Source organism: Hafnia sp., from assembly GCF_036648275.1.
GTDB lineage: Bacteria > Pseudomonadota > Gammaproteobacteria > Enterobacterales > Enterobacteriaceae > Hafnia > Hafnia alvei.
On record NZ_JAVXIQ010000017.1, the window covers coordinates 73131 to 89145 of the forward strand.

At 49.0% G+C, this 16015-nt stretch carries 13 protein-coding genes and 1 other RNA gene; 10 read left to right on the forward strand and 4 right to left on the reverse strand.

Translation table 11 applies throughout. The features are described from left to right. Positions 1-178: 178 nt before the first annotated feature. The 8 genes from RSC70_RS14825 to RSC70_RS14860 all read left to right on the forward strand — a co-directional run bounded on the left by RSC70_RS14825 (position 179) and on the right by RSC70_RS14860 (position 9301). Positions 179-604 (forward strand): hypothetical protein, encoded by a 426-nt coding sequence (locus RSC70_RS14825; RefSeq protein ID WP_025800733.1) that lies wholly within the window; start codon positions 179-181, stop codon positions 602-604. 85 nt (positions 605-689) lie between these two features. Beyond that, positions 690-1064, forward strand: a complete 375-nt coding sequence (locus RSC70_RS14830) for a copper-binding protein (RefSeq protein WP_332542902.1) — start codon at positions 690-692, stop codon at positions 1062-1064. 12 nt (positions 1065-1076) lie between these two features. Next, on the forward strand, positions 1077-2333 hold the full coding sequence (locus tag RSC70_RS14835) for a TolC family protein (protein ID WP_115103288.1): 1257 nt from the start codon (positions 1077-1079) through the stop codon (positions 2331-2333). Next, complete coding sequence (locus tag RSC70_RS14840) at positions 2330-3847, forward strand: efflux RND transporter periplasmic adaptor subunit (RefSeq protein WP_332542903.1); 1518 nt, start codon at positions 2330-2332, stop codon at positions 3845-3847. Before RSC70_RS14835 ends, RSC70_RS14840 begins: the two co-directional genes overlap by 4 nt. Further along, positions 3844-6984, forward strand: coding sequence for an efflux RND transporter permease subunit (locus RSC70_RS14845; RefSeq protein ID WP_332542904.1), 3141 nt, complete (start codon positions 3844-3846; stop codon positions 6982-6984). The genes RSC70_RS14840 and RSC70_RS14845 overlap by 4 nt, the downstream gene beginning before the upstream one ends. Positions 6985-7331: 347 nt before the next feature. Further along, positions 7332-7685, forward strand: a complete 354-nt coding sequence (locus RSC70_RS14850; protein ID WP_063585622.1) for a PsiF family protein — start codon at positions 7332-7334, stop codon at positions 7683-7685. A gap of 224 nt (positions 7686-7909) precedes the next feature. After that, positions 7910-8662, forward strand: coding sequence for a 2,3-diphosphoglycerate-dependent phosphoglycerate mutase (gpmA, locus tag RSC70_RS14855; protein ID WP_025800727.1), 753 nt, complete (start codon positions 7910-7912; stop codon positions 8660-8662). 219 nt (positions 8663-8881) lie between these two features. Then, positions 8882-9301 (forward strand): Spy/CpxP family protein refolding chaperone, encoded by a 420-nt coding sequence (locus RSC70_RS14860; protein ID WP_046449793.1) that lies wholly within the window; start codon positions 8882-8884, stop codon positions 9299-9301. Positions 9302-9369: 68 nt separating this feature from the next. On the opposite strand, the gene aroG is transcribed toward RSC70_RS14860, so the two are convergent. Then, positions 9370-10422, reverse strand: a complete 1053-nt coding sequence (gene aroG, locus RSC70_RS14865; RefSeq protein WP_040045735.1) for a 3-deoxy-7-phosphoheptulonate synthase AroG — start codon at positions 10420-10422, stop codon at positions 9370-9372. A gap of 688 nt (positions 10423-11110) precedes the next feature. Between aroG and RSC70_RS14870 the strand changes: the two genes are divergently transcribed. Then, positions 11111-11521, forward strand: coding sequence for a CPBP family intramembrane glutamic endopeptidase (locus tag RSC70_RS14870; RefSeq protein WP_332542909.1), 411 nt, complete (start codon positions 11111-11113; stop codon positions 11519-11521). Positions 11522-11640: 119 nt separating this feature from the next. Continuing rightward, a complete protein-coding gene (gene zitB / locus RSC70_RS14875) occupies positions 11641-12603 on the forward strand; it encodes a CDF family zinc transporter ZitB (RefSeq protein WP_332542905.1) in 963 nt (320 codons plus the stop codon). Between the two features lie 96 nt (positions 12604-12699). Here the strand turns inward: zitB and ygjG are convergent, their stop codons facing one another. From ygjG to RSC70_RS14890, 3 genes are all read right to left on the reverse strand, one after another. After that, on the reverse strand, positions 12700-14100 hold the full coding sequence (ygjG, locus tag RSC70_RS14880) for a putrescine aminotransferase (protein WP_040045733.1): 1401 nt from the start codon (positions 14098-14100) through the stop codon (positions 12700-12702). 368 nt (positions 14101-14468) lie between these two features. Then, positions 14469-15536, reverse strand: a complete 1068-nt coding sequence (nadA, locus tag RSC70_RS14885; RefSeq protein WP_332542906.1) for a quinolinate synthase NadA — start codon at positions 15534-15536, stop codon at positions 14469-14471. A gap of 261 nt (positions 15537-15797) precedes the next feature. Then, positions 15798-15922: non-coding RNA, RtT sRNA (locus tag RSC70_RS14890), on the reverse strand. Positions 15923-16015 lie beyond the last annotated feature (93 nt).

Below are 16015 nucleotides of genomic sequence, written 5' to 3' on the forward strand. Positions count from 1 at the left end.
TGTACAAAATTAAAAAGTGCTACCAATCTGTATCCCCCCAGTAACCAAAAAGTTAAATCAACTCCCTGATTATCCGAAATATCTCCTCCTGACAGTTCTTTACCCATCATTCCTTGTTAGCACGCAATGCTAAACGCTACACTGAAAGCCGTTTCATTTAGGGTGACTGTTAATTTCCATGTTTATGAGCAGCAAGCTTCAGCAACGAATGCATAATCTACGCGTGAAAAACGTGTGGGCGATTGTATTGGTTGCTTGTTGGACGCTGCTGAACGCTCAGCTCGCCATCGCTGGACATCAATGCAATATGAACGTTGATGGCCCTGCGCCGATGGTGCAGCACATCACGCATATGCAAGGCGCACCCGACGTTGTGGCGCATCACATGCAAGTGTCGGAAACCATGTGTGAAAAGCACTGTTCCCCTGACAGCATGAAACAAGACAACGGTGAAACGCAGCTAACGCTCCATGCGATCCCTGTGAGTTCTGAACTCGCCGCCATTGATGTGGCCGCAGTAGAACTGCCTTGCGATACCGAATGGCGTCAGCCCCCTTCTATTGGCCCTCCAGCCGAAATACGTTTTTGCCGTTTTAGAGAATAACTCCAGACGTAAAACCTCAATTGAGTTTTGCTGCGTGGCTTCGCCTATACGCAGCGGGTTTTCGTTTTTTACAGGAGTTAATCTTATGTCTTACGCTAAAAATATCCGCACCCTATTCACGACCACCGCCCTTCTTTCTGTTTTTGCTTTCGCTACGCCGATTATGGCCAACACCGGTCATGACATGAGCGCGATGCATAACATGAACGACATGTCGCATCATGAATCAACCGCCACGTCTTACCACGCGACCGGCGTGGTAAAAAGCTGGAGCCAAGAAAGCGGCGTTTCATTAACTCACGCCCCGATCCCTGAACTGCACTGGCCAGCCATGACCATGACCTTTGCATTGCCCTCTGCGCCAGCTATCAAGCCACTGGCCGTGGGTAGCAAAGTGAATTTCAGCTTTATTCAAACCGAATCCGGTTATCAATTAACTGAAATTACCCCAGCTCAGTAACGGAGAAACATCATGCAAAACCGAAAGCAGCGCCGCATTGCGGCGTGGCTGGCGGCGATGTTTTTCCTGCCTGCCGCCGCACAGGCGGCAAGCCTGAGCTTGGATGAAGCCCTGAACGCCGCGCAGAAATATTCTGCGGCGCTCTCGGCGAACCAACATCAGGTTAATGCACTGGAAAACATGGCTGACTCTGCCACTCAACTTCCCGATCCAAAATTAAAATTTGGCATCGAAAACGTCCCCGTCGGTGGGGATAACGGTCGTCGCCTTACGCGTGAAGGAATGACCATGCAGCGTATAGGGATCATGCAAGACTACGTCAGCAGCGAAAAACGCGAACGTAAAGCCGATACCTTACGCGCTGAAGCGGCAAAAACCGCGGCCAATTCGCTGGCGATCCGCGCTCAGCTCCAGCGAGATACCGCACAAGCGTGGCTCGATCTGGCCTTGGCACAGCGCAGTGAAGAACAGGCAAAAAAATTGGTGAGTGAAGGTCACCGTCAGGTTCCATTGCAAAATGCCAGCGTCGCCAACGGCAGCGCGCCGAGCAGCGCGATTGATGCAAGACTCACGCTCGCCGCCATGCAGGATCTCGTCACCGACGCCAGCCGTGATGTTCAGGTTGCTCAGGCGCGTCTAATGCAGTTGACCGGCGAAAACGATGTGCGTACCGCTGGCTCGCTGCCGCGGTATCAGCGTTTACCCGCCGAGCGAGATGTTTTGATTCAGGCCATTGATGAACATCCTGAAGTTCTACAGGCTAAACGTGAATCAGACGTTGCGCATGCACGTTCGGAACAAACCGCACTGGCCGCAGTACCCGACGTGGGCGTTGAGGTTTATTACGCCAAACGCGGAGATGACTACGAAGATATGGCGGGCGTGATGTTTACCGTCGATCTCCCGCTGTTTAAATCCAAACGTCAGGATAAAGACTACGCCGCCGAAGTTTCCCGCAGCATGGAAGCGAACGACCAGCTTACGTTACTCCAGCGCGATCACCGCGCACAGTTAGATACGTTAATCGCTCAGTATCAGGCCGCCCAAAGCCGCTGGCAGCGCCAGCAGCAGGAAATCGTGCCGCTACAGCAACAGAAAATCCGTCTGCTAGAAGCACAGTATCGTGCAGGCAGCAGCTCCTTAGCCGAGGTGATGAGTGGTCGCCGTGCCCTATTAGAAAGCGAGTTGGCATCCGTTACGGCTGAACGTGAAATGGCCAAAATCTGGGCCTCAATCCGCTATCTCATCCCGCAGGAGTTTGCCCAATGAATAACAAATTTACCCTTAGCACCATTGTCATTGCCTTACTTGCTGCGGGCTGGGGCGGATACAAATTAGGTTCGCAATCTCAGCATGCCAATAGCGCAGCCCCCACCAAACAGACCACTGACGCGGGACGAAAAGTGCTGTATTGGTACGATCCGATGGTTCCCGGTCAGCGATTCGATAAACCGGGGAAATCTCCGTTTATGGATATGGAGCTTGTGCCGCGCTATGCCAATGAATCAGGGCAGGAGTCAGATACCGGTGTCAGCATTAGCGCTCGCCAGCAGCAGAATCTCGGCATAAAAACGGCACCCGCTGAGCATCATACTTTTAGCAGCAACCTGAAAGCCTATGGCACCGTCGCCGTTAACGAGCGCACGCTGAGCACACTCTCTGCGCCGAGCGCGGGCGTTATCGAGCAATTGAAGGTGAGAGCGCTACAGCAAAGCGTTAAAGCCGGTGAAACGCTGGCGGTTATCTGGAACCCTAGCTGGAGCAGCGCTCAGCAGGAGTATCTGGCTATCCGCGCCGTGGGCGATTCGGCGCTAACTCAGGCGGCTCGTCAACGCCTAGCGCTACAGTTCATGCCCGAAAGCGTTATCCGAGCCGTAGAGCGTAGCGGCAAAGTACAGCCGCGCATGACCATCACCGCGCCGCGCAGTGGCTACGTATCTAAACTGGAAGTGCGTGAAGGACAGCAGGTTGCCACCGCTCAGCCGCTATTTGAATTGGCGAGCCTCGATCCGGTTTGGGTGGTTATTGACTATCCGCAGTCACAGGCCGAGAGGATCCGCTTGGGCGATCGCGTCACCGCCACCAGCAGCGCATGGCCTAGCGTCAGTTTTGATGGCCGCGTGAGCGAGCTTTTGCCCGAACTCGATGCCACCACTCGTAACCTGAAAGCCCGTATTGAACTCAGCAACCCGCAGCAACAATTAAAACCGGGGATGTACCTAAATGTCGCAAGCGCCAGCAATCACGAACGCAGCGCCTTGGCGATTCCGCAATCCGCGTTAATCACCACCGGTGAAAACAGCCATGTGCTGCTCAGCGATGGAAATGGGCATTTCACTCCGGTGGCGGTGCGTACCGGCGAAACCCAAGGCGATTGGGTTGAAATCTTAGACGGTCTTAAGGAAGGCCAGCCCGTCGTGACATCCGGGCAATTTATGCTGGATTCTGAAGCCAGCCTGCGTAACGCGCTGCCGCAGTTTAGCGATGCGAAAACGTCTACTGATACTCAAGCAAAACAAGAACCGGAGGGGGTTCAATACTCAACCACGGGCGTGATTAAGGCGATAACGGGCGAGAATCTAACGATCAGCCACGAAGCGATTCCGGCCTTGAAGTGGGGGCCAATGACCATGGATTTCACCCTGCCAGGCGGTAAGCTCCCTGAAGGCGTGCAGACAGGGTCGCATGTCAGTTTTAGCTTTACGATGGATGACAGCGGAATTGTCATCCGCCACATCATGCCCGCAGACATGAAAATGGATATGTCGGGAGGTCGACCATGATTGCCGCCGTTATTCGCTGGTCGCTCAAAAACCGTCTATTGGTACTGCTAGCTGCCATCGGTTTAGCCGTTTGGGGATTGTGGGCCGTACAAAAAGCCCCGTTGGATGCGCTGCCCGATCTCTCTGATACGCAGGTCATTATTCGTGTTAGCTATCCTGGCAAAGCTCCACAGGTGGTCGAAAACCTAGTCACCTATCCACTCACCACCACCATGCTTTCGGTGCCGGGTGCGAAAACCGTGCGCGGTTTCTCGATGTTTGGTGATTCCTATGTGTATGTGCTTTTTGACGATGGCACCGATCCTTACTGGGCGCGTTCCCGCGTTCTCGAATATCTCAGCCAAGTGCAGTCAACGCTGCCGCCTGAGGCTAAAGCCTCTCTTGGCCCCGATGCCACCGGCGTCGGCTGGGTGTATGAATATGCGCTCACAGATACGACCGGAAAATACAGTTTGGCCGATCTTCGTGCGTTACAGGATTGGACGCTGAAGTATGAATTAAAAACGGTGCCGAACGTATCAGAAGTCGCCAGCGTGGGCGGTATGGTGCGTCAATATCAGGTCGTTTTGCAGCCTGAAAAAATGCGTGCGCTTAACGTGACGCATGAGCAAATAACGGCGGCCATTAAAGCGGCAAATCAGGAAGGCGGTGGCTCGGTTTTAGAGCTTGGCGAAGCGGAGTATATGGTTCGCACCTCGGGCTATCTGCAATCCTTGGATGATTTCCGCAACGTGGTTATCGCCACGCGTAACGGCGTTCCCGTCATGCTCTCAGATGTGGCAACACTGCGTTTAGGGCCTGAGATGCGTCGCGGCGTGGCCGAGCTTAACGGTGAAGGCGAAGTGGCTGGCGGTATCATCGTGATGCGCTCGGGGAAAAATGCCTTAGACACCATTAACGCAGTGAAAGACAAGCTGAACCAGCTGCAAAAAAGTTTGCCACCGGGCGTGAAGATCGTCACCACTTACGATCGTTCTCAGCTCATTGAACGCGCTATCGAAACCCTTTCACATAAGCTGCTGGAAGAGTTCGTGGTGGTCGCCGTTATCTGTGCTCTGTTCCTGTTCCATTTCCGTTCGGCGTTGGTGGCAATTATCAACCTGCCGTTGGGAATACTCGGCGCATTTGTGATCATGCATTATCAGGGGGTCAACGCCAATATTATGTCGCTCGGCGGGATCGCGATCGCTATTGGGGCGATGGTGGATGCGGCGATCGTGATGATCGAAAACATGCATAAGGTGCTTGAACAGTGGCGACACGATCATGAAAACCGTACGCCAAACAACGCAGAATATTGGAAGATCGCAGAGAAAGCCGCGGTCGAAGTGGGTCCAGCGCTATTTTGTAGTTTATTAATTATTACGCTGTCCTTTATTCCCGTCTTTGCACTTGAGGCGCAGGAAGGGAAAATGTTTTCCCCGCTGGCGTTCACGAAAACCTATGCCATGGCGGTCTCCGCCGGTTTAGGGATTACGTTAGTTCCGGTGCTGATGGGCTATTTTATTCGTGGCAAGATACCAGACGAAAATGCCAATCCAATAAACCGCTGGCTGATAAAAGCCTATCACCCGTTGTTAGATTGGGTGTTGGCCCGCCCGAAAACCACGTTGGTGATTGCCGCCGCGCTGTTGCTGGCAACAGCTTATCCTTTAAGCCGCTTAGGCAGCGAGTTTATGCCGTCGCTGGACGAAGGTGATTTATTGTATATGCCTTCCGCATTGCCCGGTATTTCAGCACGCGAAGCCAGCCGACTGTTACAACTTACCGACCGCCTGATCAAAACCGTGCCTGAAGTTGAGACCGTATTTGGGAAAGCAGGCCGAGCAGATACCGCAACCGATCCTGCCCCGCTCACCATGCTGGAAACGACCATTCGCTTCAAACCACGTGACCAATGGCGTGCGGGTATGACGATGGACAAACTGATTGCCGAACTGGATGCTCGCGTACAGGTTCCCGGCATCGCCAATATTTGGGTGCCACCGATCCGTAACCGTTTAGATATGCTTTCTACGGGCATCAAAAGCCCGGTAGGGATCAAGGTAAACGGCAACAATTTGCAGCAGATCGGCGAAGTGGCTGAGCAGATCGAACGCGTGGTGCAAAAAGTGCCCGGAGTCACATCGGCTCTGGCCGAGCGCATGACCGGTGGGCGTTACATCGATATTGATATTAACCGCACCGCAGCCGCTCGCTATGGCGTCACGGTCAAAGAGCTTCAGTCATTGGTTTCCAGCGTTGTCGGCGGTGAAAATATTGGTGAAACCATTGAAGGCCGCGAACGTTTTCCTATCAATATCCGTTACCCACGAGAAGTGCGTGATTCAGTTGAAAAACTCCGTGCTTTGCCGGTAGTCACGGCGAGCGGCGCTCAGGTTACGCTGGGAGATTTAGCCGAAGTTCGAATCAGCGAAGGCCCACCGATGTTAAAAAGCGAGAATGCGCGCTTGTCAGATTGGGTATACGTTGACCTGCGCGGGCGCGATCTGAAATCAGCGGTAGAAGATATGCAAAAAGCCGTGGCTGAGCAGGTAAAACTGCCCGAAGGCATTTCTTTAAGCTGGTCAGGACAGTTTGAGTATATGGAGCGCGCCAGCGCCAAATTACAGATGGTTCTGCCGTTAACATTGATGATTATCTTCGTGCTGCTCTACATTACTTTCGGCAAAATTCGCGATGCTTTGCTGATCATGGGCACCCTTCCCTTTGCCTTAATCGGCGGCGTTTGGCTGCTCTATCTGCTGGGCTATAACCTCTCGGTCGCCGGAGCCGTTGGCTTTATTGCGCTGGCAGGCGTGTCGGCAGAATTTGGCGTCATTATGCTGCTGTACCTCAACCATGCGGTAGCCAAACATCAGCAAGGCGATCAACCTCTCACTCATAAACAAATGCTGGCAGCGCTGCATGAAGGCGCGGTGCTGCGCGTTCGCCCTAAAGTGATGACGGTGGCCACCATTATGGCGGGCTTATTACCGATTATGTGGGGAGGTGGAACCGGTTCAGAAGTCATGCAGCGCATTGCAGCACCCATGATTGGCGGGATGGTCAGCGCTCCGCTGCTATCAATGCTAGTTATCCCTGCAGTGTATTTGTTACTTCATCCGGTTAAAGCGGATCCCAAGCAACCACATTAAAATCGACGTTTGAAGTCAAAACACAGCCTAGGACAATTAATACTAATCGTTTAAGAGATCGAGATATACGGGTCTACCACACCGCGGGGCACTCCGGCGGCTTACGCCGCTACGACCCCATCGGTGTGCTCCCCCTAAAATCGAACATTAGTAATTAGTATCAACACTACTCGGCTGTATTTCTTTGTTTATTCCTCTGGGATTTATCCGTTTCTCTCTGTTTTAACGTGCTTTTTATAAAAGTCTCATTCCATTTCTGCTATTTGCCATCTACGCTTATTACGTAAATGAATGGGTCAGTAAAAATTCATCTAAAAAGCTACATTTCGGCAAATAAGGAAACAGTTATGTTCATGCGCAAGGTTCTCCCTTTAATGGCGGGTTTACTGCTGGCTGGCAGCGCTCTGGCGGCAGATCCGGCATCAACCGATGCTAAAGCAGTAAAAGCGCCTTCGGCAAAACAGTTAGCTCAGCAAAAGAAAATGACCGACTGTAGCCAGCAGGCAAGCAGCCAGTCATTGAGCGGCGACGCTCGTAAAACCTTTATGAGCACCTGCTTAAAAGCGGAAACAAATCCAACCGCTACCACGCTAACGCCACAACAGCAGAAAATGAAAACCTGTAACGCGGAAGCCAAAGGCAAAACCTTTAAAGAAGGCGAACGTAAAACCTTCATGAGCGACTGCTTGAAGAAAAAATAATTCGGCTGTCTGACTCGCGTCTTTCACGTTATGGGAGGACGCGAGCTTATTCTCCCATCCATCCACAGACATAACACATTGCATCTCGCACGAATTCCCCACTCAACACGTACACATACGCGCTGAAATTAGCTATGTTTAGACTCAGCTATTGCTGTTTCCTGTACGATGGCAATATAATGATAATAGTTATCATTTAATAAATTACGCTAAGGAGTTTACCCATGGCTGTGACTAAATTAGTTTTGGTACGACACGGTGAAAGCGAGTGGAACAAAGAAAACCGCTTCACTGGCTGGACGGATGTTGAGCTTTCTGACAAAGGACGTTCCGAGGCAAAATCGGCGGGTAAGCTTTTAAAAGAACAAGGTTTCTCTTTTGATTTTGCATACACATCAGTGCTGAAACGTGCGATTCACACGTTGTGGAATGTGCTGGATGAACTGGAGCAGCAATGGCTGCCGGTCGAAAAATCATGGAAGCTGAACGAACGTCATTACGGTGCTTTGCAGGGGCTGAATAAGGCTGAAACCGCACAAAAATATGGCGACGATCAGGTTAAACTGTGGCGTCGTGGTTTTGCAGTTACGCCTCCAGAGTTAACCAAAGAAGATGAGCGCTATCCGGGCCACGATCCTCGCTACGCCAAACTCAGCGAACAGGAACTGCCGGTTACCGAAAGCTTAGCAACCACCATTGACCGTGTTATTCCTTACTGGACCGATGTGATTAAGCCACGCATTGCGAGCGGTGAGCGCGTCATTATCGCAGCACACGGTAACTCACTGCGCGCATTGGTTAAATATTTAGATAATCTAAGCGAAGATGAAATTCTGGAACTGAATATTCCAACCGGCGTACCGTTGGTTTATGAGTTTGATGAAAATCTTAAACCGTTAAAACGTTACTACCTTGGCGATGCAGATGAAATTGCAGCTAAAGCCGCTGCGGTTGCTAATCAGGGTAAAGCGAAATAATTGCCCTCCTGTTTTATTATTAATAAGCGCCTTCGGGCGCTTTTTTCTTGCTGAGTGTCGCGGAGAATAATCACAAAAATTCACGCAACCAATAAATAATCATAATGCATAATTAAATAATCTGTGTTCACGAGTTCACACACTTCATTACAACACTAACTCATAAATGGTTTACAGTTATTTGGACTAATTTTCTTTTCCCTTTATGGAATTACATTGATGAACAAATTTTCTAAATTGACTCTTGCTGCATCAGCGCTCGTTTTTTCTGGTTTCGCTTTAGCGTCCAGCAATACTAGCGGAAGCACTCAATCGGAACCTCAGCAAGATCCAATGATCCAGCATCTGCATTTAAATCAATCTCAAGTGGATAAAATTAAAGCCCTGCGGACTGAAACAGATAAGAAAATGGCCTCAATTGATACAAAAGATATTCAGAATGGCCTGCTGATCGATATTATTGATTCAGGTAAGTGGGATGAAACAGCGGTTAAGAAACAAATTGCGGCTTTCGGTAAAGCACAAGAGCAGGCTCGCTACTATCGTATGCAGTATTTCTTTAATTTGAGCAAAATCTTAACGCCAGAACAAAAAGCACAGGTTAAGAGCGATTTAGCACAAGAAATGCAGCAGCAATAAAATTTGTTATCGGATTTTCTTTAGTAAAAAGCCCACTCCATGAGTGGGCTTTTTTGTAAGGAGCTGAATTAACCGCGACGTGCTTTCACAGCCTGCGCTAATTGGCGCAGTACCGTTTCAGTATCATCCCAACCGATACATGCATCAGTCACGCTTTTGCCATAAACCAAAGGCTCTGTGCCTTCTAGGTTCTGGTTGCCTTCTTCAAGATGACTCTCGATCATCACGCCCATAATGGCTTTATCACCCGCTTCGAGCTGATGACAAACGTCAGTACAGACTTCTAGCTGCTTTTTGAATTGTTTGCTGCTGTTTGCATGGCTGAAATCAATCATCACCTGCTCAGCCAAACCTGCTTTTTTCAGCCCCGCTTTCACTTCCTGTACATGCGCAGCGCTGTAGTTAGGCTCTTTACCACCGCGCAAAATAATATGGCAATCGCCATTACCGCTGGTGTTCACAATCGCTGAGTGACCCCATTTGGTGACCGACAAGAAGCAATGCGCGGCGCTTGCCGCGTTGATCGCATCAATAGCGACTTTGATGGTGCCATCGGTGCCGTTTTTAAATCCAACTGGGCAAGACAAACCTGAAGCCAGCTCGCGGTGAACCTGTGATTCCGTAGTACGCGCGCCGATAGCGCCCCAACTCATCAGATCCGCCAAATATTGTGGCGTGATCATATCAAGGAATTCACCCGCCGTTGGCATACCGATATCATTGATATCCAGCAGCAATTTACGTGCAATACGCAAACCGTCGTTGATCTGATAGCTGCTGTCCATATGCGGATCGTTGATTAATCCCTTCCAGCCCACGGTGGTGCGTGGTTTTTCAAAATACACACGCATCACAATCTCAAGCTCACCGTTGAGTTCTTGGCGTAGCTTGAGCAGGCGCTGCGCATACTCTTTGGCTGCTTCAATATCGTGAATCGAACATGGGCCGATAATCACCAGCAGGCGATCGTCTTTGCCTTTTAGGATTTGATGAATTGCACCACGGGCCTGCGACACCGTCTCTGCTGCAAACGCCGTTGCCGGAAACTTCTCTAACAAGGCAACAGGTGGCAGGAGTTCCTTAATTTCTTTAATGCGTAAATCGTCGTTCTGGTAATTCATAACTATTCCGTTGGTGTCGAAGGGGATTAATAGGCGAATCTCCAATCTAGCCGTTTTACGCGGCAATTGTAAACGGGCTTTGTTCAACAATTTCTTGATTTAAGCCCACGGCAGCCTAGCTGGCACGATCATCTCTTCATCATTAGCCGTCATTGATGCTGATTTTAAACGTATTAATCAGCATAGATGGATATTGAACAGCCGAAGAAAAAGTAATTCCAACAACAAAATTTCTGCCTCACATAAAAGCCTTTTCCGCATAAAATAGTTTCATCGGGTTACAAGTAATCAATCGCGCTAAGATTTGTAGCGCATTCATTCACTGTTATTATTTTTAATAAAATTCTTAATTTATAATTCAGCTTCGGTTTTAGGTTGGATGCTTGCTTAGTTTTCCATGCCGCATTTATAACCAGGCGAAAACATCATAGAGAAATACCGTGCAATGGACAGCAAGACACTGGATAAAATAACACAATCCTTCATATGCTTTGGCGTTTTTATTCTTTGGCATTGTATTTCTTTTATCCCAATTTTCTTTAGTAACTATAAAACACTCTATCAAACTGGGTACATCTTCCCATTTATGAGCCTTGCACTTTGGTTGCCATTTTCTTATGTCGCTATAAAAAAATACGCCCTGCACTATAAAGACATAAAAAAGGGTAGCATTGACATTCAAAGCACTATGCTTTTTATCTTATTTATCTTCATATTGAGATTAGTATCAGTATTTTATGACAAGCCAGAAGTTTGGGTTGAATCGATTATCTTTTATTCAAATTTTTCTTTTTTTCTGTTCTCTCTTTGCGTTTGTTTTTTGGCGCCGATTTATGAAGAAATCATATTTCGCGGCTTTCTTCTCAATACATTTCTTTTGTGGGGACCTAAAGCAAAAATTTATGGGATAGTATTAACATCTATTCTATTTAGCCTTGTACATAGTCAATACAATTCACCCGCGACTTTCATCGAGTTATTCACTTTTTCCGTCATATTATGTTATGCGAAAATATACAAAAATGGGTTACTGCTCCCTATATTACTGCATTGCATTTTCAATTCATTTGCAACCTTAGTCATTATATTTAGCCGGTAGATGGCAAATATTTTTGACGCACCTTTAGGTAAAAAACATCGGAGAATGTTCCGTATCAGCCGTCCTGTGCTTAAACTATAGTTATATAGTTAAAATCTGAAGCGCATTAAGGACAAAAGATGCCAGCTCATCAACATTCTCACTCCCCCCAAAGTAGCGACAGTAAGCGCTTGATACTGGCTCTGGCCGTCACCGCCATCTTCATGGTGGTTGAAGTTATCGGCGGACTTATTTCAGGCTCACTGGCGTTGCTCGCCGATGCTGGCCATATGTTAACGGACACTGCGGCTTTGTTTGTTGCGGTTATCGCCGTGCGCTTTGCCGCTCGTTCACCGACTCTGAAACACTCATTTGGTTTTCTGCGTTTCACCACGCTTGCGGCATTCGTTAACGCCGCCGCATTGGTGGTGATTGTTTTCATCATCGTTTGGGAAGCGGTTAAACGCTTTATGTCGCCCGAGCCTGTGATGGGCGGGACGATGCTAGCCATCGCGATTGCGGGTTTGTTGGCGAATATTCTCTCATTCTGGCTGCTTCATCACGGTTCTGAAGAGAAGAACATCAACGTTCGTGCTGCCGCGCTGCACGTTATGGGCGATCTTTTAGGCTCCGTGGGCGCCATCGTGGCGGCGTTAGTCATCATGTGGACGGGATGGACGCCCATTGACCCTATTCTTTCCGTCGTGGTCTCATGTTTGGTTTTACACAGCGCATGGAATTTGCTGAAAGAAAGCACTAACGAGCTTTTAGAAGGCACGCCAGAAGATGTCGATGTACCGCAGCTACAGCGAGCGCTGTGCAATGCATTTCCCGAGGTGCGTAATGTACATCATGTGCACATTTGGCAAATTGGCGAACAGCGCTTAATGACGCTGCACGTACGAGTGATTCCGCCACACGATCATGATGGTCTTTTAGACCAGATTCAGCATTATCTTGAAGAACACTATCAGATTGGGCACGCAACCATTCAAATGGAATATAACGGCTGTGAGGAACATGACTGCGATCTTATGACTCAGGTAAAAATGCCCTCAGGCCATTCGCATAGCCATGGGCACACACATGAGCAGACAGACTAAGTAAGCGATCACAAACATCTTCGCGAGAAGCAAATGAAAAAAGGGAACCTCGCATATCGCTTCGAGGTTCCCTTTTTTATCGTTATATCATCCCTATCAGGCCACGCTCATCGTTGGCTGCTGGGTGGGACTCAATGCACGCATCGCTTTTAACGCCTCTTCCGCGCGAGTCAGCACTTGCTTACATTGTTCTGCCGTAATGGTGAGCGGCGGTTCTATACGAATAGACTTAGAGTTATTCAACGTTCCCGCAACCAGCACGTTGCGCTGGAACATCTCGCGAGAAAACGCATAGCCCACTTCGCTTTTGATAAACTCAATCGCCTGCATGAGTCCCTGTCCACGTACTTCCATCATAAACTCAGGATACTGCGTTGCTAAACGACGGAACCCATCCATTAACTGCTGACCACGCTCGGTTGCTTTCGCGGGGAGATCTTCAGTTAACAGCACATTGAAGGTCGCCAGCGCTGCTGCACAGGACAGCGGATTGCCACCGAAGGTCGTGGTGTGTAGGAACGGATTATCAAACAGAACAGAGAAGACTTTTTCGTTCGCAACCGTTGCACCAATTGGCATCACACCGCCGCCAAGAGCTTTTGCGAGGCACAGAATGTCAGGAGTAACATTTTCATGCTCACAGGCAAACATCTTGCCAGTGCGGCCCATGCCGGTTTGCACTTCATCGAATATCAGCAATGCGCCATATTCGTCACAAAGCGCTCTTACCGCCGGTAAATAACCTTTCGGTGGCAAGATAACCCCGCCTTCACCTTGAATAGGCTCGAGCAGAACAGCGGCAACATCGTCACCGGTCTTCTTGCACTCACGCAACTGAGTGCGCAGTGCTTCAATATCCCCAAAAGGAACATGATGGAAGCCGGGTAACAGAGGCATAAACGGACGGCGGAAAATAGACTTCGCGGTTGCGGACAGTGCACCTAATGATTTGCCATGAAACGCACCGGTTGCAGCAACGAACGTATATTTACCGTGTGGCGATTGATACGCTTTTGCTAACTTCAACGCGGCCTCAACGGATTCTGTTCCGCTATTACAGAAGAACGTGTATTTGAGATCGCCCGGCGTAATCGCTGCCAAGGTTTTCGCCAACATAGAACGTAGTGGATCAAGGAGTTCTTGGCTGTGCAGCGGCTGTTTCGCCAACTGACTTTCTACGGCGGATATGACTTTTGGATTACGGTGCCCTACATTAAAAATACCGAATCCACCCAAGCAATCGATATACTCGTTCCCCTGAGTGTCGACAAGCGTGTTTAGACCGCTCGCTTGCCATTCTACGGCTCCGTAATCCCCGCCTGCCGTGACTGATTTCCGATATTCCAAGAAACCAGGATTGACGTACTCCCTGAAGTTGCTCAGGACTTCTTTGTTTAAAGCCACCATTTCATCATGCGTTAGCGACTTTTTTTCAATCCAGTTCAATGCCTGCTGAGTACACTCTAGCGGGTTAAGTACCACGTTTGTTCGAGACAAAATGTGCTCCTGAATTCGTCGACATCACATGACGTCAGTTTAAATATTGCACAAATTGCACCAAACGCAGCCCGCTAACGCATTTCGAAAGAAAATAGTTATTTAATAGAACCAACAGGATTAACGCTGTTTAAGAAAATGAATACTGGCAGAAAAAATCGACACGCTAAATAGTCTAACGGCATAAAATTGCCAATCGGAGTGTGTGCTCACCATCACAGTGCAAGCATGAACTATAGCAGCGCATTTTGGGTTTCGCTCTTTTTTGGAAAGCGTGTAAATAAAAATTCATAAAAAAGGCCTGAGACACAGTGCTCAGGCCATAGTTAATGCTCACATTTTTCTGTAGCTGTTAGGTGCCAAGCCGCTTAGGCATTACCTTTCACTTTGAGCTTGAGACCGCTTGCAAACTGTAACATGCGATCCAACGGCATCAGAGCGCGCTCACGCAGCGCAGCATCAACATTGATTTCATGCATGCTTCCGCCCTGTTCTAATCCCGTAGCAATGGCCTGAAGGCCATTCATTGCCATCCACGGGCAATGAGCACACGTTCGACAGGTTGCGCCTTCGCCCGCCGTTGGTGCCTCTAACAAAATTTTATCTGGGCACGCCTGCTGCATTTTGTAAAAAATGCCGCGGTCCGTCGCCACTATCATCTGCGGGTTAGGCAGCCGCTGAGCCGCTTGAATCAACTGGCTGGTCGAACCGACTGCATCAGCCATGTCGACGATACTCTGAGGCGATTCAGGATGAACCAGAATGGCTGCATCAGGATAAAGCAGCTTCATTTGCTCTAATGCCTGAGTTTTAAACTCGTCATGAACAATACAGGCACCTTGCCAACACAGGACATCCGCACCGGTTTGGCGTTGAACATAACGACCTAGATGGCGATCGGGAGCCCAGATGATTTTTTCGCCCAGGCTATCGAGATGCTCGATCAGTTCTACGGCAATGCTGGATGTGACCACCCAATCAGCTCTCGCTTTCACTGCGGCCGACGTGTTGGCATAAACCACCACGGTTCTATCCGGGTGCGCATCGCAGAATGCACTAAACTCATCAACCGGACAGCCAAGATCGAGCGAACACTCTGCCTGAAGCGTAGGCATCAATACCTGTTTTTCAGAACTGAGGATCTTTGCCGTTTCCCCCATAAAGCGAACGCCGGCGACCAGCAAAGTCGTCGCTGGATGATCTCGGCCAAAACGCGCCATCTCTAATGAATCAGATACACAGCCACCGGTCTCTTCTGCTAATGCCTGAATTTCTGGATCGGTATAGTAATGTGCGACTAGAACCGCATTACGTTGCTTAAGCAGCGTTTTGATTTTCTCGCGGTAGAAGCGTTTTTCATCTGGAACCAGCGGTGTTGGCTTGGGTGGAAAAGGGTATACCGCAGCATTTGGGTCAAACATCGCGCTATAGCTCATCTTGGAGGATTGATTGTTTGGCGAGTATACAACAAATGATTAACACAGGTGAGCACTAATTAGACTTTTTGTTTTGTATACTAAACATAGTTAGCCGAGATTGGCCAAATTCAGGCCAAAAATAATAGGTTAACGTGGGATTGTTTAGTATTGCTGAGAAGTGACGCGAAAATGATGTTCACTCGAGGCAACTCGGCTAAGTATATCGTCTGCTGGTTTGGTTTGGTTTGGTTTGCAGAAATTGCGAAATACTAAAAGAAATGGTGGGTCGTGCTGGATTACTCGGCTACGCCTCGCCCTTCGGGTCGTCGCAAGCGACGCTCAAAACACTAACGTGTTTTGTCGAACCTGAGCGCAGGTTCTTACCCACACGACAAGCGAACTTTGTATGTATCTGGATTATTTGAAACGATGGAGGTACTAAAAGAAATGGTGGGTCGTGCGGGATTCGAACCTGCGACCAATTGATTAAAAGTCAA